This window comes from Pseudomonas sp. xss_4 (assembly GCF_043104125.1).
GTDB classification, from domain to species: domain Bacteria; phylum Pseudomonadota; class Gammaproteobacteria; order Pseudomonadales; family Pseudomonadaceae; genus Aquipseudomonas; species Aquipseudomonas parafulva_B.
The window spans coordinates 100,192-121,061 of record NZ_JBICKJ010000065.1 but is presented as its reverse complement, the minus strand read 5'-3'; the positions used below and the strand labels follow the sequence as shown (position 1 = coordinate 121,061).

Sequence of the window (20,870 nt, the reverse complement as noted above, 5' to 3'; positions counted from 1 at the left end):
ATTGTTGTGGGTGAATCAAAGGGTCATCGACCAGTCCAGCACCCAGAAACCAGGCTCATTGGGCCGGCCTGGGTGGTCGCTGGCGTATAGCGCGCGCTGGTAGTCCAGGCGCAGTCGGCTGCCTGGCAGACTGAATTCCAGGCCGGCTGCCGCACCGGCCAGGCGCTGCGACGGTGAGCCAGCAGCGGTGCGGGTCCAGCCCAGGTCAAGGCCGATGTAGGGGCGCATGTGCAGCGGTGCGCCCCACGTTTGGGGCAGGGGGTAGCTGACTGTGTTTCGCCACACCGCGCTGGTGGCGCCGGAATAGGTCTGCAAGCGGAACCCGCGTACCGCCGAATCGTCGCTGACCAGCATTTGCTCAACGGCCGGCAGTGCATCCTGGCTGTACTGCCCGTTGAGTTCGCTCTGCCAGCGCCACGGCTGGCTGGCCGGGCCTTGGCCGATGTAGAGCAGGCTGGCGCGGTACTTCCTGAAGTCGGGCCGCAGACGCTGTGCGCCCAAGGGTGCGCGGTCGGCGCCGAGCATCGTGACGCCCTGCGTCACACCCAGATAGCCGCTCCACAGGCCATGTTGCAGCCACAGCAGGTTCAGCCCGGCTTCAAGGGAGGTGAGGGTAGGGCTCTGCTGCACGACGACCGCCCCGGCATTGCGATTGACCAACGCCTTACGGTCGAGCCGCAGTGAGGCGCTGAGCATCCCGCGTTGGCCACGCCACAGCACGCGCTCGGCGCTCAACCCTTGATAACGGCTCCGGCCATCTGCGCTCAGCCTGCCGCTGGGCAGCGGGGCCTGGTAGCGCAGTTCGCTTGCACTCAGGGCAAAGCTCCAGCGGCCGTAGGGGACGCTGTAGTAAAGCGAAACACCTTGGCTACGGCCCGGGCCACCCAGCACCGTATGCGTCAGTGAAAAGCGCAGGTCGTCATTGAGATGCAGCGGGCTGTCCACACCGATGCCTGCCGTCAGCCGGTGGCGCCCGGTAAAATCGCTGCCCCGGTTGTCGAACCGCGTATCGAAATGCCAGCGCCCCTCTGCCCGGCGCGGTTGGACCACGACGCGCGTACCGCCCTGCATTTGCCCTGGCAACAGGTCCACACCCATGTCGAAGGCACGCAGGCGGTTGAGCTGATCGAGCCCCTGCTCGACGTCTGGCAGGTACAGCGGGCGCCCCAGCAGGTCTGGAAAAGCACCGGACAAGGACAGGGGCAGCTCGGGGCCAGCCAACTCGATGGATTCGACGAAGCCCTCGACCAGCACGATTTGCAACGGGTGCCCGTCCTGGGGCAGCTGGCGCAGGTAAGGCCGGCTGGTCGGATAGCCGGCTTGCACGTACTGCTCGGTGATGGCCTTGAGCAGCGTGTTGATCTGGGCAACGCCCATGCACGGCATGACGTTCAGGCGCACGGTGGTGGCCAGGGCAGCGTCGTCCAAGTGGCGATTGCCGGCGACCTCGACACCTGCGACCTTCCAGCAGCGCGCCTGAGCGGGTGCGGCGACGGGAGCCTGGGAGGGCGTTGCCGTGTCGGCCTTGTCCTGCCAGCGTTCCAGGCGGCGTTGCTGTTGCTGGTGTTGCAGGTCCAGCTGATGGTCGCGTAATTGCCAGCTGGCAACGTCTGCCCTCGCCTCACCGCAGGCGAGCACCATCAGGATAAAGCAGACAGCCAACAACTGGCGCTTGAGGGGGATAGGACAGTGCACTTGAGCATCCCAGCAATGCGGTACGGACTTCGTACTCGATTGCGTGGATGCTAAAAGCCGTGGCATTTCCCTGGATGCCATCCCGTGCCTAAGACAATGTCAGGCAGGTTCCAGCGAACGGGTGGGCTCTTTCCTACAAAAACAGATGAATTGCGCTAGATCAGGGCCGAATCTCGATCATCGTGCCATCGCGCACCAGGTTCCAGACTTCCTGCATGTCGCGGTTACGCATGGCGATGCAGCCGTCTGTCCAGTCCAGGGTATGGAAGTACCACTCGGGGTATTCGTCGTTGATCGGCGTGCCGTGGATCATGATCATGCTGCCGGCCTTCACGCCTGCCTGGCTGGCCCGGGCCGCATCGCTGACGTTGGGGTAGTCGATGTGCATAGCCAGGTTGAAGCGCTCGCTCTGCTTGCGCCAGTCCAGCCAGTAGAAGCCTTCCGGAGTCTTCTTGTCGCCTTCGCGCTGCTTGGGGCCCTTGGGTTGCTTGCCCAGGGAAATGCGGTAGGTCTTGATCGGCTCGCCGCGGCTGATCAGTTGCAGGCGACGTTCGGACTTGATGACCAGTACCTTGTCGACCTGAGGCTGCACCGCCGGTTGCGCAGGCGAGCCCGCCTGCACTGCCGAGACCGGTTTGCGGATGATGGTTTCGGTGTAGGCCGCCTGGGACATCGAGGCAACGCCAAGGCAGAGGAGGGCAAGCAACCAGCGCATGTAGCAATATCCTGAAGGCTCTGTACCGGGTTATGCGAAAGGCACTCGACGATGGTCATCACCGGGCGGCATTTCGTGAACCCTAACGGGGGGTGGTCGATACGTTCATCGGCGGCAGGTATTCATGGCCTATGGGGAACTGCTGCTCGATTCGGTCGCGATAGTAGCATTCTAATGTCCGTGCCACGGTCCGGAAAGCCAGGGCGTCCCAGGGGATCTCATGCTCCTCGAACAGTCGCACTTCCAGGCTTTCAACGCCGACTGCAAACGCAAGGTCCGCCAGCTCGGCGCGGAAGAAGACATGTACCTGGTTGATGTGCGGCAGGTCGAACAGCTGGTACAACGTCATCGAGCCTACACGCGCGCAGGCTTCTTCGACGGTCTCGCGACGGGCGGCCTGGTCGAGCGTCTCGCCGTTTTCCATGAAGCCGGCAGGCAAGGTCCAGAAACCACGGCGCGGTTCAATGGCGCGGCGGCACAGCAGCACCTGGCTACCATGGGTGGGCAGCACGCCGGCTACCACGTTGGGATTCTGGTAGTGGATGGTGTGGCACGCGGGGCAAACGTACCGCAACCGTGTGTCGCCTTGGGGGATCTGCTCGATGACCGGCTGACCGCACGCACTGCAGAAATTCATGGAGGCTTCCTTTTGTCGTGGCCTATCTTGGCGTGGTGGCTCGGCCGCCGCAAGCAGCAGGGGTTGGGTGGCTGACGGCTTTCGTGCATCATGCAGGGCAGGCCTTGGATACGAGTGAGCGCGATGCTGGACGAGCTACTTCGCCGAATGAGCAACCACCAACCTGCAACCCTGGAATCGGATCGGCGGTTCCCGGAAGCGGCGGTACTCTTGCCCATTACCCGCAGCGAAGTGCCTGAGCTTGTGCTGACCTTGCGCGCCAAGGGGCTTTCGACCCATGGTGGCGAAGTCGCCTTCCCAGGTGGACGGCGCGATCCCGAAGACCCGAACCTGGTCTTCACCGCCCTGCGCGAGGCTGAAGAAGAAATTGGCCTGCCACCAGGGCTGGTAGAGGTTCTTGGCCCGCTCAGCCCCCTAATATCCCTGCATGGCCTGAAGGTCACGCCCTACGTCGGCGTCATTCCCGACTTCGTCGAATACCGCCCCAACGATGCCGAGATCGCGGCGGTATTCACCGTTCCCCTGGAGTTCTTCCGCCAGGACCCTCGCGACCATACCCACCGCATCGATTACCAGGGCCGCAGCTGGTATGTGCCCAGTTACCGCTACGGCGAATACAAGATCTGGGGGCTGTCGGCGATCATGATCGTCGAACTGGTCAACCTGTTGTTCGACGCCGGTATCTCCCTGCACCGTCCCCCTGAGCGTCCTACCGACAAACGAGCAGGGCCCACCCTGCCATCGGCATCCCAGCCTGAGGAGCAACCATGAAATATCGCCTGGGCGACCTGCGGGTCGAGACTCATCCCACCAGTTGGGCTGCACCCAACGCCACGCTCATCGGCAATGTCCGTCTCCAGGCCCATGCCAGCGTCTGGTTTGGCGCTGTGCTGCGTGGTGACAACGAGCTGATCGACATCGGTGAAGGCAGCAACGTGCAGGACGGCACCGTGATGCATACCGACATGGGCTCGCCCCTGACCTTGGGTAAAGGCGTGACCGTTGGGCATAACGCCATGCTTCATGGCTGCACGGTGGGCGACTACAGCCTGATCGGCATCAACGCGGTCGTGCTCAATGGTGCACGTATCGGCAAGCACTGCATCATCGGCGCCAATGCCCTGATCGCCGAGGGCAAGGAGATTCCCGATGGTTCGCTGGTCATGGGCTCGCCCGGCAAGGTCGTGCGCGAGCTGACCGAACAACAGAAGCGCATGCTTGAGGCCAGCGCGGCGCACTATGTCCATAACGCCCAGCGCTACGGCAAGGAGCTGGTGCCCGACGATGAGTGAGGTAAACGAGCGCCCGGTGGCGTCCCCCTGCGTCAACATCTGTGCCCTTGATGAGCAGGATATCTGTACCGGCTGCCAGCGCAGCGTGGCAGAGATAGGCCAATGGGGCCGTATGAGCAATGATGAGCGACGCGGTGTGCTCAGGCGTTGCCATGAGCGCGCCACCGAAGCCGGGCTGGTGCTCTAGCGGTACTGCGGTTGCCTCCCAGGGCGGGCGACGGTAATCTGTGCCGCTTGCCCAAAGACTACCCGCCATGCTCTTTCTGATTGCCTATATCAGCAGTGTCGTGCTGATCAACTACGCCTTCTCCAGCGCCCCGCACCTGGACGTCATCTGGTCCGCCTGGGGTGGCCTGGTCTTCATCCTGCGCGACATGGTGCAGACCCGCTTCGGGCATGGGGCGCTGGTGGCCATGCTGGCGGCTCTGGTGCTGTCCTACGTCACCTCCGAGCCTGCCATCGCCCTGGCCAGCGCCACGGCGTTCTTCGTCTCCGAGCTGATCGATTGGCTGGTCTTCAGCGTCACCCGGCGGCCCCTGCGCGACCGGCTGTGGTTGAGCTCGGCATTAAGCATTCCGGTCGATACGTTCATCTTCTTCGGCATGATCGGTGCGCTCACACCGATGGTGATCGGCACCGCCATGGCGTCGAAGTTCGCCGGTGTCACGGCCGTCTGGCTGGCCATGGCATTTCGCGCCCGACGGGCTGCCGTGGCGGGCTGATGGTGTAGAATAGCGGTCCTTTTTCAGCGGGTGGTGCCGAGCCAGGCGCGGCCCCGGATGCCTTCGAGGACCTGAAATGACCCGTATCGGAACCCCCCTGTCGCCCACCGCGACCCGTGTACTGCTCTGTGGCTGTGGCGAGTTGGGCAAGGAAGTGGTGATCGAGCTCCAGCGCCTGGGCGTGGAAGTGATTGCCGTTGACCGCTACGCCGACGCGCCTGCCATGCAGGTTGCCCACCGCAGCCACGTGGTCAACATGCTCGATGGGGTGGCGCTGCGCGCTGTCATCGAGGCCGAGAAGCCGCACTACATCGTGCCGGAAATCGAAGCCATCGCCACCGCCACGCTGGTGGAGCTGGAAAGCGAAGGTTTCAACGTGGTGCCCACTGCACGCGCCACGCAACTGACCATGAACCGTGAAGGCATTCGTCGTCTGGCTGCCGAAGAACTGGACCTGCCCACCTCGCCCTACCACTTTGCCGACACCTACGAAGACTATGCCGTGGCTGTCGCCGATGTCGGCTACCCTTGCGTGGTCAAGCCGGTAATGAGCTCGTCCGGCAAGGGGCAGAGCCTGCTGCGCAGCGATGCCGACCTGCAGAGCGCGTGGGCCTACGCACAGGAAGGTGGGCGCGCCGGCAAGGGGCGGGTGATTGTCGAAGGTTTCATCGATTTCGATTACGAGATCACCCTGCTGACCGTGCGTCATGTCGGGGGCACCACGTTCCTCGAACCGGTTGGGCACCGTCAGGAAAAAGGCGACTACCAGGAGTCCTGGCAGCCGCAGGCCATGACCCCCAAGGCGCTGGCCGAGTCGCAGCGGGTGGCCAAGGCAGTCACCGATGCCCTGGGCGGGCGTGGGCTGTTCGGTGTGGAGTTGTTCGTCAAGGGCGATCAGGTCTGGTTCAGCGAAGTGTCGCCACGCCCGCACGACACCGGCCTTGTTACCCTGATCTCCCAGGACCTGTCGCAGTTCGCCCTGCATGCCCGCGCCATTCTCGGGTTGCCAATCCCGGTGGTGCGTCAGTTCGGTCCTAGTGCTTCGGCCGTTATCCTGCCGCAGGGGCACTCACAGCAGACCGCCTTCGCCAATCTCGGCGCTGCGCTGAGCGAACCGGATACCGCTATTCGCCTGTTCGGCAAGCCTGAGATCAGCGGCACTCGTCGTATGGGCGTTTGCCTGGCCCGTGACGAATCCATCGAAGCGGCGCGCGCCAAGGCGACCCGTGCGGCCCAGGCCGTGGAAGTAGAGTTCTGATAGACCCGTCGGGGTCGCTCAGGCAGCCCCGACAGTCCTGCTATGAAGTCGCTGAGCGTCCTAAAGCTCGGTATTGCGCGTCTCCTTCAGGCACAGTACGGCGATCAGGCTGATCACGGCCGCCGCCGACACATACCCGCCCACCCAGCTCAGGCCGCCCATGCTCACCAGCTTCTGAGCGAAGAACGGCGCTGCCGATGCGCCAACAATACCGCCCAGGTTATAGGCTGCCGAAGCGCCGGTATAACGCACATGGGTCGGGAACAGCTCTGGCAGCAAGGCGCCCATTGGCGCGAAGGTCACGCCCATCAGGAACAACTCGATGGCCAGGAACAGTGCCACGCCGGTGGTCGAGCCCGAGGTCAGCAGCGGTTCCATGGTAAAACCTGACGCCACGGCCAGCAGGCCGCCGACGATCAGCACAGGCTTGCGTCCGTAGCGATCGCTGAGCCAGGCCGACAGCGGCGTCGCCAAGGCCATGAACATCACCGCAAAGCACAACAGCCCCAGGAACGTTTCACGGCTGTAGCCCAGCGTGCTTACGCCGTAGCTCAAGGAGAAGACGGTGGAAATGTAGAACAGCGCATAGCACACCACCATGGCTGCGGCACCCAGCAGGGTCGGGCGCCAATGCCTGGCGAACAGGTCCACCACCGGCAGCTTCACGCGCTCCTGGCGGGCCACCGCCTTGGCGAACACCGGGCTTTCCTCAAGCTTCAGGCGCACATACAGCCCCACCAGCACCAGGGCGGCGCTGAGCAGAAACGGTATGCGCCAGCCCCACTGGCGGAACTGTTCGTCGCTGAGCGTCAGTGCCAAGGTAAGGAACAGGCCATTGGCTGCCAGAAACCCGATCGAAGGGCCCAGTTGCGGGAACATGCCGAACCACGCCCGTTTACCGTGTGGCGCATTTTCGGTGGCCAGCAGGGCCGCACCGCCCCATTCGCCGCCCAGTCCCAGCCCTTGGCCAAAGCGCAATAGGCAAAGGATGATCGGTGCCCACACGCCAATGCTGTCATACCCAGGTAAAACGCCGATGGCGGTGGTGGAGACCCCCATCAACAGCAGCGAGGCAACCAACGTGGACTTGCGTCCGATGCGGTCGCCGAAGTGACCGAACAGCGCAGAGCCCAGTGGCCTGGCCAGAAAGGCGATGCCAAAGGTCAGGAAGGCCGCCAGCATCTGGGCAGTGCCGGACCCGGACGGGAAGAACACCGGCCCGATGACCAGGGCGGCCGCCGTGGCGTAGACATAGAAATCGTAGAACTCGATGGCGGTGCCGATGAAGCTGGCAGTGGCAACCCGCGCGGGCGAGTTGACCGGCGCGGCAGGTGCGCCGGCGTAGGTGCTGGTTGTCATTGAAGGTCCCTGGCGGTCTGGGGCAACGCCACGGTGCTCTGTCGGCCTGCAACGGACACACCGATTGCAGCCGCCCGAACAATGGTTCCCATGGCGCTGGCGCGATTGTTGTTGTGTTCGCCTGGCTGACGATAGCCCAAGGGGATAGGGGCGGGCGGACACTGCTCAGGGTGGTGAAGCAGGACCGCAGGGCGTTTCAGCGAAGCGGACTGACCGTGGAGCGCCGAGTGCGGGTAGCAGGCGGGACGGCAGGGCTGGGTAAGCGTTGCCCGAGTATAGCTATCGGGTTGCCGTCCATACCAGTACCTTGCTGGCGCAATTGTCTTCAGTTTCAAGGATTTCCAGGCGATAGCGGCCGATTTTCAGGCACACCGCACTTTCCGGGATGCTTTCCAGCGCTTCGGTCACCAGGCCGTTAAGGGTCTTAGGCCCGCCATCGCACGGCAGATGCCAGCCCAGGCTACGGTTGATCTCCCGCAGCGAGGCCGTGCCATCAATGACATAGGTACCGTCAGGCTGCTTGTGGACATGGGGGTTGCCCAGGCTCTGGTCATCTTCGAACTCGCCGACGATTTCCTCGAGGATGTCCTCCAAGGTGACGATCCCCAGTACTTCACCGTACTCATCTACCACCACGCCCAGGCGCCGCTGCTGCTTGTGGAAATTGAGCAACTGCAGGTTCAAGGGCGTGCTTTCGGGCACGAAATAGGGCTCGTAGCACGCCTGGCGCAGAGCTTCGAGGGTCAGCGCGGCCTGGGGCAACAAGTGGCTGATCAGCTTGGTGTTGAGGATGGCTTCGACCTGGTTGATGTCGCTGTGGTACACCGGCAAGCGGGTGTGACGGCTGACGATCAGTTGCTCGATGATGCGCTCGATCGGCTCGTCGAGGTTGATGCCATCGACCTCGTTGCGCGGCACCAGAATGTCGTTGACGGTGATCTTGTCCAGGGACTGGATGCCGTCGAGCAACCCCCGTCGTGGGGTTTCCGGGTGCTCGTCGTCCTCGAAATCGTCGGCTTGCTCGGGGTGCAGGGCGACTGCGGCAGGCTGCTTGCGCAGTGGGCGTAGTAACAGCTTGGCGCAGCCGTCGAGTATACCGGCCAGCGGTTGCAGCAGTACCAGTGGAGGCTTGAGCAGCGCACCCAGGCTGACGAAGACCTGTGGGTTGCGTCTGGCCAGGCGACGAGGCAGGTACTCGGCGAACACCAAAAGAGCAGCAGCGGCAGCCAGGCCTGCCTGCCACAGGCCAGCGTCACCACCGTGACGCAGCCCGATCAGGCAGGCCAGCGCCAGTACCAGCCATTTGCCCAGGCTGGCGCCCAGGACCAGGGCAGGGCCCGAAAGCTTGGGTTGGCTGTCCTTCTCGCCGCCCGACACCATCGTGTGCAGGCGTGCGGTCTCGATGGCGGTGAGCAGTGCAGACCACAGCAGGGCAATTGCCGAGGTGCCGAGAAGCGGTGCGTACGGCAGGATGTTCATGAAAGGCCGTCAGATGTGCAGAATGAATTCGCGAACCAGCTTGCTGCCGAAATAGGCCAGCATCAGCAGGCAGAAGCCTGCCAAGGTCCAGCGGATGGCCTTGTGGCCCCGCCAACCCAGGCGGGTACGCCCCCACAACAGTACGCTGAACACGACCCAGGCCACGCAAGCCAGCAACGTCTTGTGCACCAGGTGCTGGGCGAACAGGTTGTCGAGGAACAGCCAGCCGGACACCAGCGACAGCGACAGCAGGCACCAGCCTGCCCAGAGGAAACCGAACAGCAGGCTTTCCATGGTTTGCAGTGGCGGGAAGTTTCGAATCAGGCCAGAGGGGTGCTTGTGCTTGAGTTGATGGTCCTGCACCAGCAACAGCAACGACTGGAACACGGCGATGGTGAACAGGCCGTAGGCCAGGATCGACAGAAGGATGTGAGCAAGGATGCCCGGTTCCTCATCGATCAGCGGCACGGTGCCGGGCGGCGCGAATTGGGCCAGCAGCGCGGTGACCGCACCGAGTGGGAACAATAGCACCAGCAGGTTCTCCACAGGGATGCGCAGGCATGCCAGCAAGGTCAGGGCGATGACGGCTACGGCGATCAGGCTGGCGGCACTGAAGAAATCCAGGCTCAGGCCAAGCGGGGTGATCAGCTGAAAGAACAGCGCACCGCCCTGGGCTATCACCGCAATGGTGCCCAACAGACCGGGGAGCCGTTTGTCGATCTTGCGGCCCTTGGCCAGGGATGAACCCTGGTAGACGGCTGCGACGATGTAGAGCGCAGCGGCAATCAGGTTGGGGATGAGGCTGGGAGAGGAGACCATAAGTCCTGGTGGGCGAGCCTTAAAGAGACAGAGTTTGGCATAAACCGCGCCGCTCTAGGAAGACTGACGGGCGCGCAAGGCGGCGGCGGTGCAGGCACCGGGCAAACCCCGTCGCGACCGGCGAGTGCCGCTTAAGGTGTGCGCGGTCGCTTCACTTCGCTATAATCGCCGCCTTGCTGTGCCTGGCGGGTGTGCATTTCCCCGCGGGCGCCTGACAACCTCGGCTTTTACTGGGCCAGAAAGGATCATCATGTTCGAAAACCTGACCGACCGCCTGTCACAGACGCTGCGCCATGTCACCGGCAAGGCCAAGCTGACCGAAGACAACATCAAGGACACGCTGCGCGAAGTGCGCATGGCCCTGCTCGAGGCCGACGTTGCCCTGCCGGTGGTGAAGGATTTCGTCAACAGCGTCAAGGAACGTGCCGTCGGCACCGAAGTGTCGCGCAGCCTCACCCCAGGCCAGGCCTTCGTCAAGATCGTCCAGGCCGAACTCGAAAGCCTCATGGGTGCGGCCAACGAAGATCTGGCGCTCAATGCCGCCCCGCCTGCCGTGGTGCTGATGGCCGGCCTGCAAGGTGCGGGCAAGACCACCACTGCCGGCAAGCTGGCGCGCTTCCTTAAAGAGCGCAAGAAAAAGAGCGTGATGGTGGTGTCTGCCGACGTCTATCGTCCGGCGGCTATCAAGCAGCTCGAGACCCTGGCCAACGACATCGGCGTCACCTTTTTCCCGTCTGACATCAGCCAGAAGCCGGTCGCCATCGCCGAAGCCGCCATCCGCGAAGCCAAACTCAAGTTCATCGATGTGGTGATCGTCGATACCGCAGGCCGTCTGCACATCGACGCCGACATGATGGATGAGATCAAGGCCCTGCACGCCGCGGTCAAGCCCATCGAAACGCTGTTCGTGGTCGATGCCATGACCGGTCAGGACGCCGCCAACACCGCCAAGGCGTTCGGCGAAGCCCTGCCGTTGACCGGCGTTGTGCTGACCAAGGTCGATGGTGATGCGCGTGGCGGTGCGGCGCTGTCGGTGCGCGCCATCACCGGCAAGCCGATCAAGTTCATCGGCATGGGCGAGAAGAGCGAAGCGCTCGAACCGTTCCACCCCGACCGGGTGGCCTCGCGCATCCTGGGCATGGGCGACGTGCTCAGCCTGATCGAGCAGGCCGAGCAGACCATCGACAAGGCCAAAGCCGACAAACTCGCCAAGAAACTGAAGAAAGGCAAGGGCTTCGACCTCGAGGACTTCCGTGACCAGCTTCAGCAGATGAAGAACATGGGCGGCCTGGGCGGGCTGATGGACAAGCTGCCGAGCATTGGCGGCGTTAACCTGTCGCAGATGGGCAATGCCCAAGGCGCCGCCGAGAAGCAGTTCAAGCAGATGGAGGCGATCATCAACTCCATGACCCCGGCCGAGCGCCGCGATCCCGACCTGATCAGCGGCTCGCGCAAACGCCGCATCGCCTTGGGTTCCGGCACTCAGGTGCAGGACATCGGCCGGCTGATCAAGCAGCACAAGCAGATGCAGAAAATGATGAAGAAGTTCTCCAGCAAGGGCGGCATGGCCAAGATGATGCGTGGGCTCGGCGGCATGCTGCCGGGCGGTGGCATGCCCAAGCTGTGAAGTTTTCCGGGGCAGGTCATTTTTGGGCCGGCCCCTCACCCCGCGCAAGCGGGACAACGGTCGCGATTTTCGCGGCTTACGCAGCAAGTCTGGACGGTCGGGCAAGTGCCGACCGAAAAAGTCATTTGCAAATGTCCGTGTATTCCTTGAGAATATGCGGCCTTTTGGGCACCCGTGTGCCTATTTGGCATTCAGATTTGCAGTACCAACTGCAGCACCGACTATAGGAACGATGTTCACATGGTAACCATTCGTCTGGCCCGTGGCGGCTCGAAAAAGCGCCCTTTCTACCACCTGACCGTGACCAACTCGCGTAACGCCCGTGACGGCCGTTTCGTTGAGCGCGTAGGTTTCTTCAACCCGATCGCTGCTGGCGCCGAAGTTAAGCTGTCAGTCAACCAAGAGCGCGTCACCTACTGGCTGAGCCAGGGTGCACAGCCGTCTGAGCGTGTTGCTCAGCTGCTGAAGGACGCTGCCAAGGCTGCCGCCTGAGCAATATGAACGCGACGCCAGAAAAGGCTGACGACCTCATCGTCGTTGGCAAGATTTTTTCGGTTCACGGCGTTCGCGGCGAGGTGAAGGTGTATTCCTTTACCGATCCGATTGAAAACCTGTTGGATTATCCAAGCTGGACGCTTCGGCACGAAGGCAAGGTAAAGCAGGTCGAGCTGGTCAGCGGTCGTGGCTCCCAAAAGGGCCTGGTCGTAAAACTGAAAGGTCTCGAGGATCGTGACGAAGCCCGTCTTCTGAGCGGTTACGAAATCTGCATTGCGCGGAGCCTTTTGCCCAACCTGGCCGCCGATGAGTACTACTGGTACCAGTTGGTAGGTCTGAAGGTCATCAACCAGGACGAACACCTGTTCGGCAAGGTCGATCACCTGTTGGAGACCGGTGCGAACGATGTAATGGTGGTCAAGCCGTGTGCAGGCAGCCTGGATGATCGCGAGCGTTTGTTGCCCTACACGGCGCAATGCGTGCTCGATATCGACCTGGATGCAGGCGTGATGCGGGTTGAGTGGGACGCGGACTTCTAACCGATGGGTAACCTTCGCGTAGACGTCATCACGTTGTTCCCCGAGATGTTTTCGGCCATCACGGAGTACGGCATTACCAGCCGCGCGGTGAAACAGGGGTTGCTCCAGGTAACGTGCTGGAACCCGCGGGACTACACCACAGATCGTCACCATACGGTAGATGATCGGCCGTTTGGCGGTGGTCCTGGCATGGTGATGAAAATCAAGCCTCTGGAAGATGCCCTGGTCAACGCCAGGCAGGCAACCGGAGCTGCGGCGAAGGTGATCTACCTCTCGCCACAAGGCCGCAAGCTGACTCAGCAGGCGGTCAAAGGCCTGGCCGAACAGGAATCATTGATCCTGATCGCCGGTCGTTATGAAGGCATTGACGAGCGTTTCATTGAAGCTCATGTCGATGAGGAGTGGTCGATTGGCGACTATGTGCTTTCCGGTGGCGAGCTACCGGCCATGGTACTGATCGATGCGGTTACACGGCTGCTGCCCGGAGCTTTAGGGCATGTGGACTCGGCGGAGGAAGATTCTTTCACCGATGGTCTGCTTGATTGCCCGCACTACACCCGACCTGAGGTGTATGCGGATCAGCGTGTTCCCGACGTGTTGCTCAGTGGCAACCATGCACACATCCGGCGTTGGAGAATGAAGCAGTCCCTTGGTAGGACCTTCGAACGACGCGCCGATCTTCTGGAAAGTCGCTCGCTTTCTGGAGAAGAGAAGAAGCTGCTCGAGGAATACCTCCGCGAGCGGGACGATAGTTAAACGTATCGATGGTGGATCACGATCCATCTTAGGAGCACAGCATGACCAACAAGATCATCCAGCAGCTCGAAGCCGAGCAGATGAGCAAGGAAATCCCGACCTTCGCACCCGGCGACACCGTTGTCGTCCAGGTTAAAGTGAAGGAAGGTGAGCGTTCCCGTCTGCAGGCGTTCGAAGGCGTCGTTATCGCCAAGCGCAACCGTGGTCTGAACAGCGCCTTCACCGTGCGCAAGATCTCCAGCGGCGTTGGTGTAGAGCGTACCTTCCAGACCTTCAGCCCACAGATCGACAGCCTGGCCGTGAAACGTCGTGGTGACGTGCGTAAAGCCAAGCTGTACTACCTGCGCGATCTGTCCGGCAAAGCCGCTCGCATCAAGGAAAAACTGTCCTGAGTACAGTTTGCCCGGCGGCCCAGGTCGCTTAGCGAGAAAGAAGCAGCCTTCGGGCTGCTTTTTTGCGTTTTGAACTCCGTACAGGTGACAGCCATGACCACCCGAGACCAGGAAATCCAGCGCCGCACCGAGCTTTCGGTCACCCGCGTGACCAAGGCGGTGTTCCCCAACACCACCAACCATCACAACACCTTGTTCGGTGGCACGGCCCTGGCGTGGATGGACGAAGTGTCCTTCATCGCGGCCACGCGTTTCTGCCGCTTGCCGTTGGTGACCGTTTCCACCGATCGCATCGACTTCAAGCACCCAATCCCGGCGGGCTCGATCGTCGAGCTGGTGGGTACGGTAATCAAGGTAGGCAACACGAGCTTGCAGGTACAGGTGGATGTCTTCGTCGAAAACATGTACCTCGATGGCCGAGAGCGGGCGATTCACGGCGTCTTCAGCTTCGTTGCCATCGACGAAGACAAGCGTCCCGTGCCGGTGCTGGAAGCATCGAAACCCCAAAAGTGAACGGATGTCCAACATTTGGGGCGCAGCTCAAAAGCTGGGGCCGCTGCGCGGCCCATCGCGGCACTAGGCCGCTCCTACACGAAATTCGCTAGCCTTCACGCCGTTGCCGTTGCCGTTGCCGTTGCCGTTGCCGTTGCCGTTGCCGTTGCCGTTGCTTTTGCTTCTAAGCGCGCGGTAGTCCAGGCGCCGCAGATTGCGACTTCAGGAGGCCGAGCGCAGGGCTTGCGGAGGGAGGTGACGGGCATGGATGCCCGTCAAGCGCTGGGCCCCAGGATGGGGCCTGCAGCGCGGTCCTCCCGGGAGCAAGCCCGCAGCGAGGGAACCCCGGAGCGCAGCGCAGGGGCCGGATGATAGGAGCAGGCGGTTTTTGCTCACTTTTTGACAAGACAAAAAGTGAGCCGCCGTAAGGGCGGAAAGGTGACTGTGCGCCACCCTCGCCAACGAATACCAACTTGCCATACGCGCCCACACCCTCGTCCCAGCGTCCCAGCGTCCCAGCGTCCCAGCGTCCCAGCGTCCCAGCGCCCAGCCAATCAGGTGTTCAGCCGATCACAGCGAATGCCTGAACTCACCACCCAGCCCTTCACCGCCGCGGCCCATAAAAACTCACGAGCCTCGATAAGCAATCCAGGGTAGCCCACCCAGCTACAGACAACCCGCCAACCGCTATGAAACACTACGCCCCCCAAAGCCGCCAACAGCTCCCAGCATGCCCGCCCTGGACCACCCGCTCATCGACCAATTCCTGGACGCCCTGTGGCTCGAAAAGGGATTGTCCGACAATACCCGCACCTCATATCGCAGCGACCTGGCCCTGTTCAACGGCTGGCTCCAAGCCCGCTCGGTCAACCTCCCAGACGCCGGCCGCGAACTGATTCTCGACCACCTGGCCTGGCGCCTGGACCAGGGCTACAAGCCGCGCTCGACCGCGCGATTCCTGTCCGGGCTACGCGGTTTCTTCCGCTACCTGCTGCGCGAAAAGCTCATTGCCATCGACCCGACACTCCAGGTGGACATGCCCCAACTGGGCAAGCCGCTACCCAAATCGCTGTCCGAGGCCGACGTGGAAGCCTTGTTGCAAGCCCCGGAGCTTGGCGAGGCTATCGGCCAGCGTGACCGCGCCATGCTCGAAGTACTGTATGCCTGCGGCCTGCGCGTGACCGAGCTGGTCAGCCTCACGCTCGATCAGGTCAATCTGCGCCAAGGCGTACTCAGGGTGATGGGCAAAGGGAGCAAGGAGCGGCTGGTGCCCATGGGCGAGGAGGCGGTGGTGTGGCTGGAGCGCTACCTGCGTAACGGCCGTGCCGAGTTGCTCAACGGCCGCCCCAGTGACGTGCTGTTCCCCAGCCTGCGCGGCGAGCAGATGACGCGGCAGACCTTCTGGCACCGCATCAAGCACCATGCCCAGGTGGCGGGCATCGACAAAGCCTTGTCGCCGCATACCCTGCGACACGCGTTCGCCACGCACCTGCTCAACCACGGTGCGGACCTTCGCGTGGTGCAGCTGTTGCTGGGCCACAGCGACTTGTCGACCACGCAGATCTACACCCACGTGGCAAAAGCACGGTTGCAGCAACTGCACGCCGAGCACCATCCGCGCGGATGAATGTTTTTCATGTTCGGCCAACCGACAGTCTGCGGCGGCTTCAAGCCAGGCGTGATGTGGTAGGCTTGGGCGGTTAGCACCAAGGGCCGCCCAGTCACCTCGTCGTTTTGCTCAGGTGACGCTCTGCGGCCCCTGTCCGCCCTCAGGAGTATCCATGCGCGTGACCCCGTTTTTCGCCGCCGCCGCCTTGGCGCTGGCCAGCACCTTTGCCGTGGCTGCGGCGCCCGATACACCCGTCGGCGCAGAGCAGGCCATTCGCAAGTCATTGCAGAACCTGTCCCTGGAAGTGCCCGTTGAAAGCGTGGCCAGCAGCCCGGTCAGCGGCCTGTACGAAGTCAAGCTGCAAGGCGGGCGCGTGCTGTACGCCAGCGCCGATGGCCAGTTCGTGATGCAGGGTTATCTGTTCCAGATCCAGGACGGCAAGCCCGTCAACCTGACCGAGAAAGCCGAGCGCCTGGGCATTGCCAAGCTCATCAACGGCATTCCGGCAGGTGAGATGGTGGTGTATCCGGCCAAGGGCGAAACCAAGTCCCACATCACCGTCTTTACCGACACCACGTGCCCGTACTGCCACAAGCTGCATGCCGAAGTACCCGAACTCAACCGCCGCGGTATCGAAGTGCGTTACGTCGCCTTCCCACGCCAAGGCCTGGGCTCGGCCGGCGACCAGCAATTGCAGGCGGTGTGGTGCTCCAGCGACCGCCGCAAGGCCATGGACAAAATGGTCGAGGGTGATGAAATCAAGGCAGCCAAGTGCACCAACCCGGTCAGCAAGCAGTTCCAGTTGGGGCAGTCGATCGGCGTCAACGGTACGCCGGCCATCGTGCTCGAAAACGGCCAGGTGATTCCGGGTTACCAGCCTGCACCGCAGGTCGCCAAGCTGGCGCTTGCCAAGTAATACAGTTCAATACGCCGTCGTCATGGGGTGACGGCATGTTTCACGGTCGGCAAAGGTGTCGGCCGTTCAATGGGGAGTTCACAGTGAAACCGGTCAAAGTAGGCATCTGTGGGTTGGGGACCGTCGGTGGCGGAACCTTCAATGTACTTCAGCGCAACGCCGAGGAGATTGCCCGCCGTGCCGGGCGCGGTATTGAAGTGGCCCAGATCGCCATGCGCTCGCAGAACCCGAACTGCCAGATTACCGGTACCCCCATTACCGCTGATGTGTTCGAAGTCGCGAGCAACCCCGAGATCGATATCGTCATCGAGCTCATTGGCGGCTACACCGTAGCCCGCGACCTGGTGCTCAAGGCCATCGAAAACGGCAAGCACGTGGTCACCGCCAACAAGGCGTTGATCGCCGTGCATGGCAACGAAATCTTCGCCAGAGCCCGTGAAAAGGGCGTGATCGTCGCCTTCGAAGCGGCGGTGGCCGGTGGCATTCCGGTGATCAAGGCCATTCGCGAGGGCCTGTCGGCTAACCGTATCAACTGGCTGGCCGGGATCATCAACGGTACTGGCAACTTCATCCTCACCGAAATGCGCGAGAAAGGTCGCGCCTTCCCGGATGTGCTGGCCGAAGCCCAGGCGCTTGGCTACGCCGAGGCCGATCCGACGTTCGACGTCGAGGGCATCGACGCGGCGCACAAGCTGACCATCCTGGCGTCGATCGCGTTCGGCATTCCGCTGCAATTCGACAAAGCCTATACCGAAGGCATCACCCAGCTGACCACGGCCGACGTGAACTACGCCGAAGCCTTGGGCTACCGCATCAAGCACCTGGGCATGGCACGCCGTACCGCCGAAGGTATCGAGTTGCGCGTGCACCCGACGCTGATTCCGGCTGACCGCCTGATCGCCAACGTCAATGGGGTGATGAATGCCGTGATGGTCAACGGCGACGCCGCCGGCTCGACGTTGTACTACGGCGCAGGCGCAGGAATGGAACCGACCGCTTCCTCGGTGGTAGGCGACCTGGTGGATGTGGTCCGTGCCATGACCTCTGACCCGGAAAACCGTGTGCCCCATTTGGCGTTCCAGCCCGATTCGCTGTCGGCGCACCCGATCCTGCCAATCGAAGCCTGCGAGAGCGCTTATTACCTGCGTATCCAGGCCAAGGACCACCCAGGTGTGCTGGCCCAGGTGGCGAGCATTCTGTCCGAGCGCGGCATCAACATCGAATCGATCATGCAAAAGGAAGCCGAAGAGCAAGACGGCCTGGTGCCGATGATCCTGTTGACCCACCGCGTGGTGGAGCAGGGCATCAACGACGCCATCGTCGCCCTCGAGGCCCTGCAGGATGTGGTGGGCCAGGTCGTGCGCATTCGCGTCGAGCAGCTCAACTAGGGTTGGCCTGAACAGCCTTGTGACGAGCGTCCGGCAAGGCTGTTTGCGTACCTGCGTGACCAAGTACCAGGGCTTGTTGCACAGAGCCCCAGCGACACCCTCGACGCTGCAGCTAGATGCAGCGTAGGGGCTTTAGAACACCCTATAGTCACGGCAAGCCAAGGCATGCCGCCCAGGTTCGAGGCCACTGGCCCTTTCCTGCTGCGGGCAAACGAGGCTTGCCGCTCAAACCAAAGGTTTGTCCCATGCGCTATATCAGTACCCGCGGCCAGGCACCGGCCCTGAACTTCGAAGACGTATTGCTCGCCGGCCTGGCTACCGACGGTGGCCTGTACGTCCCGGAAAACCTGCCACGTTTCACCCAGGAAGAAATCGCATCCTGGGCGGGCCTGCCGTACCACGAGCTGGCATTCCGAGTCATGCGCCCGTTCGTCGAGGGCAGCATCGCCGATGCCGACTTCAAGAAGATCCTCGAAGAAACCTACGGCGAATTCGCCCACGCTGCCGTTGCCCCGCTGCGTCAGCTCGACAGTAACGAGTGGGTGCTTGAGCTGTTCCACGGGCCGACCCTGGCATTCAAAGATTTCGCTCTGCAACTGCTTGGTCGCTTGCTCGACCATGTGCTGGTCAAGCGCAACGAGCGCGTGGTGATCATCGGTGCCACCAGCGGCGACACCGGCTCCGCCGCCATCGAGGGCTGCCGTCGGTGCGACAACGTCGACATCTTTATCCTGCACCCGCACCAGCGGGTCTCGGAAGTGCAGCGTCGGCAGATGACGACGATCTTCGGCGAGAACATCCACAACATCGCCATCGAAGGCAACTTCGATGACTGCCAGGAAATGGTCAAGGCGAGCTTCGCCGACCAGTCGTTCCTCAAGGGCACCCGTCTGGTGGCCGTCAACTCGATCAACTGGGCGCGGATCATGGCCCAGATCGTCTACTACTTCCATGCCGCCCTGCAGTTGGGCGGCCCGGCCCGTTCGGTGGCCTTCTCGGTGCCAACCGGCAACTTCGGCGATATCTTCGCAGGCTACCTGGCACGCAACATGGGCCTGCCGATCAGCCAACTGGTGGTGGCCACCAACCGCAACGACATCCTGCACCGCTTCATGAGCGGCAACCAGTACGTCAAGGAGCAGTTGCACGCCACCCTGTCGCCGTCGATGGACATCATGGTCTCGTCCAACTTCGAGCGCCTGCTGTTCGATCTGCACGGTCGTAACGGTGCATCGATCGCCGAGTTGATGGCCAACTTCCGCCAGGGCGGCGGCTTTAGCGTCGAACAGGACCGCTGGACCGAGGCACGCAAGCTCTTCGATTCGCTGGCCGTCACCGATGAACAGACCTGCCAGACCATCGCCGAGGTGTTTGAGGCGACCGGCGAGGTGCTGGACCCGCACACGGCCATCGGCGTCAAAGCCGGTCGCGAGTGCCGCCGTAGCCTGGATACGCCCATGGTCGTGCTGGGTACTGCACACCCGGTCAAGTTCCCCGAGGCGGTCGAGCAGGCGGGCGTTGGCAAGGCGCTTGAATTGCCCGTGCACATGAGCGACCTGTTTAGCCGCGAAGAGCGTTGCACCGTATTGCCCAATGACCTCAAGGCAGTACAAAGCTTCGTCAGCCAGCACGGCAATCGCGGCAAGCCGCTCTGACCTTGCAGGCTCCGGGTCGGACCGATCCGGAGCCTCAGCGGTTTCGATGGTTTAATTCAGACAAATCCTATTCTGGCCGATCGTCTTCGCGCCTAGATTAGCCGGTCCTCCCAGCAGGAGCGGCTCATGCAACAGCCCCATGTACTGATTCATCACGTGCGCCCGTCCCACCAGATCCTTCTGCACCAGGCCCTCAATGCCCAGGGCGTGTTTCAGGTGCGGATCTGTCAGGACAAGGCCGAGCTCGACGCGTGCCTTTCGAGCGCATTCTCCCCGGATTTATTGATCTTCGACCATGCCATGCCCACCCGCACGGGGACTGCGATGCTCAAGCGGTTACCGCCCACCTGCCCGGTGCTGTTCGTAGGCCAGGCAGGCGCCCGGCGGCGCAACCTGGCTGAACAGGCCCGCAGTTTTGGCTTGCACGTCATCGCGGAGTTGCCATGGCCACTGTCTTCCCCAGCCCTGCAAAGGGCGTTGCAAATACTGCCCAGCCCGTCCGAACGTGAAAGGTCGCAGCCCATGGAAGCACTGACGGCGCATTGAACAGCATGGAAGGTTAGAACTTTCCGCTTCGCTTGCAGGTCTGCTCCTTACAACTCATCAAGCAAGCGAGTAATCCGGATGGAACGAATCTGCAGACTGCTCAACCAAGCCCTCACCCCTTACCAGGCGCACTTGGGTCTGGCCGATAGCCACGGTAACCGGCAGTTGACCGTCCACGACCACCTGGCCAGGGTGGTATTGCAACGCACGGTCAGCGAGCGTCAATTGCAGGAGCAACGCCTGCTGGTGGATATGGTCGATGGTCTGCACCGTGATCTGCAGATCGCCGAAGGGCGGCTGCAGCCTTGCGTGATTGCTGCGTTGCAGCAGCGTCAGCAACCTCAGGGAACCTTTGCCTGAGCGAGTCATCAGATTGATCAGTACAGCCGGCCACTGCTTTGCTCCCGCATGGCCACTGCTGTCGCTGGAAGCTCAAGGGCTTTCGCTTGACCCCGGACGTTCTTCCCCAGCGTCCGGGG

General features: G+C 62.4%; 23 protein-coding genes. 17 read left to right on the top strand and 6 right to left on the bottom strand.

Going from position 1 to position 20,870, the window contains the following annotated elements:
• Positions 1-15 precede the first annotated feature (15 nt).
• From ACF8GB_RS12470 to ACF8GB_RS12460, 3 genes are all read right to left on the bottom strand, one after another.
• On the bottom strand, positions 16-1,641 hold the full coding sequence (locus ACF8GB_RS12470; RefSeq protein WP_196186684.1) for a ShlB/FhaC/HecB family hemolysin secretion/activation protein: 1,626 nt from the start codon (positions 1,639-1,641) through the stop codon (positions 16-18).
• A gap of 214 nt (positions 1,642-1,855) precedes the next feature.
• Positions 1,856-2,410, bottom strand: a complete 555-nt coding sequence (locus tag ACF8GB_RS12465) for a murein L,D-transpeptidase family protein (protein ID WP_196142840.1) — start codon at positions 2,408-2,410, stop codon at positions 1,856-1,858.
• A gap of 82 nt (positions 2,411-2,492) precedes the next feature.
• A complete protein-coding gene (locus ACF8GB_RS12460) occupies positions 2,493-3,047 on the bottom strand; it encodes an NUDIX hydrolase (protein WP_058604487.1) in 555 nt (184 codons plus the stop codon).
• Positions 3,048-3,161: 114 nt separating this feature from the next.
• On the opposite strand from ACF8GB_RS12460, the gene ACF8GB_RS12455 reads away from it, so the two are divergent.
• From ACF8GB_RS12455 to purT, 5 genes are all read left to right on the top strand, one after another.
• Positions 3,162-3,818 carry a CoA pyrophosphatase gene (locus tag ACF8GB_RS12455; RefSeq protein WP_228385145.1) on the top strand — a complete coding sequence of 219 codons (657 nt, stop codon included), beginning with the start codon at positions 3,162-3,164 and terminating at the stop codon, positions 3,816-3,818.
• Complete coding sequence (locus tag ACF8GB_RS12450; RefSeq protein ID WP_058604489.1) at positions 3,815-4,339, top strand: gamma carbonic anhydrase family protein; 525 nt, start codon at positions 3,815-3,817, stop codon at positions 4,337-4,339. Before ACF8GB_RS12455 ends, ACF8GB_RS12450 begins: the two co-directional genes overlap by 4 nt.
• Positions 4,332-4,526 carry a DUF1289 domain-containing protein gene (locus tag ACF8GB_RS12445; protein ID WP_058604490.1) on the top strand — a complete coding sequence of 65 codons (195 nt, stop codon included), beginning with the start codon at positions 4,332-4,334 and terminating at the stop codon, positions 4,524-4,526. Before ACF8GB_RS12450 ends, ACF8GB_RS12445 begins: the two co-directional genes overlap by 8 nt.
• A 67-nt stretch (positions 4,527-4,593) precedes the next feature.
• On the top strand, positions 4,594-5,061 hold the full coding sequence (locus tag ACF8GB_RS12440; RefSeq protein ID WP_023533643.1) for a VUT family protein: 468 nt from the start codon (positions 4,594-4,596) through the stop codon (positions 5,059-5,061).
• Positions 5,062-5,137: 76 nt separating this feature from the next.
• Entirely contained in the window at positions 5,138-6,319 is a 1,182-nt protein-coding gene (gene purT / locus ACF8GB_RS12435; protein ID WP_144964598.1) for a formate-dependent phosphoribosylglycinamide formyltransferase, read from the top strand.
• A gap of 60 nt (positions 6,320-6,379) precedes the next feature.
• On the opposite strand, the gene ACF8GB_RS12430 is transcribed toward purT, so the two are convergent.
• The 3 genes from ACF8GB_RS12430 to ACF8GB_RS12420 form a co-directional block, all read right to left on the bottom strand.
• The gene (locus ACF8GB_RS12430) at positions 6,380-7,678 is read right to left on the bottom strand and encodes an MFS transporter (RefSeq protein ID WP_196186680.1); all 1,299 of its coding nucleotides are present in this window, start codon (positions 7,676-7,678) and stop codon (positions 6,380-6,382) included.
• 279 nt (positions 7,679-7,957) lie between these two features.
• Positions 7,958-9,157 (bottom strand): transporter associated domain-containing protein, encoded by a 1,200-nt coding sequence (locus ACF8GB_RS12425; RefSeq protein ID WP_058637440.1) that lies wholly within the window; start codon positions 9,155-9,157, stop codon positions 7,958-7,960.
• Positions 9,158-9,166: 9 nt separating this feature from the next.
• Positions 9,167-9,976, bottom strand: a complete 810-nt coding sequence (locus tag ACF8GB_RS12420; protein ID WP_392475473.1) for an inner membrane protein YpjD — start codon at positions 9,974-9,976, stop codon at positions 9,167-9,169.
• 250 nt (positions 9,977-10,226) lie between these two features.
• On the opposite strand from ACF8GB_RS12420, the gene ffh reads away from it, so the two are divergent.
• From ffh to ACF8GB_RS12360, 12 genes are all read left to right on the top strand, one after another.
• Entirely contained in the window at positions 10,227-11,603 is a 1,377-nt protein-coding gene (ffh, locus tag ACF8GB_RS12415; protein WP_023533651.1) for a signal recognition particle protein, read from the top strand.
• 240 nt (positions 11,604-11,843) lie between these two features.
• On the top strand, positions 11,844-12,095 hold the full coding sequence (gene rpsP, locus ACF8GB_RS12410) for a 30S ribosomal protein S16 (protein ID WP_023533649.1): 252 nt from the start codon (positions 11,844-11,846) through the stop codon (positions 12,093-12,095).
• Between the two features lie 5 nt (positions 12,096-12,100).
• Positions 12,101-12,637, top strand: a complete 537-nt coding sequence (gene rimM / locus ACF8GB_RS12405; RefSeq protein ID WP_027913820.1) for a ribosome maturation factor RimM — start codon at positions 12,101-12,103, stop codon at positions 12,635-12,637.
• Between the two features lie 3 nt (positions 12,638-12,640).
• Positions 12,641-13,393: a tRNA (guanosine(37)-N1)-methyltransferase TrmD gene (gene trmD / locus ACF8GB_RS12400; protein WP_028634846.1), complete on the top strand. Its 753-nt coding sequence runs from the start codon at positions 12,641-12,643 to the stop codon at positions 13,391-13,393.
• Between the two features lie 41 nt (positions 13,394-13,434).
• A complete protein-coding gene (gene rplS, locus ACF8GB_RS12395) occupies positions 13,435-13,785 on the top strand; it encodes a 50S ribosomal protein L19 (RefSeq protein WP_023533640.1) in 351 nt (116 codons plus the stop codon).
• A gap of 93 nt (positions 13,786-13,878) precedes the next feature.
• Positions 13,879-14,298 (top strand): acyl-CoA thioesterase, encoded by a 420-nt coding sequence (locus tag ACF8GB_RS12390; RefSeq protein ID WP_058637442.1) that lies wholly within the window; start codon positions 13,879-13,881, stop codon positions 14,296-14,298.
• A 709-nt stretch (positions 14,299-15,007) separates the two neighbouring features.
• Positions 15,008-15,904 (top strand): site-specific tyrosine recombinase XerD, encoded by an 897-nt coding sequence (gene xerD, locus ACF8GB_RS12385; protein WP_196121691.1) that lies wholly within the window; start codon positions 15,008-15,010, stop codon positions 15,902-15,904.
• Positions 15,905-16,058: 154 nt separating this feature from the next.
• On the top strand, positions 16,059-16,802 hold the full coding sequence (locus tag ACF8GB_RS12380; RefSeq protein ID WP_027913823.1) for a thioredoxin fold domain-containing protein: 744 nt from the start codon (positions 16,059-16,061) through the stop codon (positions 16,800-16,802).
• A gap of 83 nt (positions 16,803-16,885) precedes the next feature.
• Positions 16,886-18,190 (top strand): homoserine dehydrogenase, encoded by a 1,305-nt coding sequence (locus tag ACF8GB_RS12375; protein ID WP_023534107.1) that lies wholly within the window; start codon positions 16,886-16,888, stop codon positions 18,188-18,190.
• 245 nt (positions 18,191-18,435) lie between these two features.
• Positions 18,436-19,845 (top strand): threonine synthase, encoded by a 1,410-nt coding sequence (gene thrC, locus ACF8GB_RS12370; protein ID WP_058603765.1) that lies wholly within the window; start codon positions 18,436-18,438, stop codon positions 19,843-19,845.
• Between the two features lie 126 nt (positions 19,846-19,971).
• Positions 19,972-20,391 carry a response regulator gene (locus ACF8GB_RS12365; protein WP_058603764.1) on the top strand — a complete coding sequence of 140 codons (420 nt, stop codon included), beginning with the start codon at positions 19,972-19,974 and terminating at the stop codon, positions 20,389-20,391.
• Between the two features lie 78 nt (positions 20,392-20,469).
• A complete protein-coding gene (locus ACF8GB_RS12360; protein ID WP_023534040.1) occupies positions 20,470-20,751 on the top strand; it encodes a DUF3509 domain-containing protein in 282 nt (93 codons plus the stop codon).
• Positions 20,752-20,870: the final 119 nt, after the last annotated feature.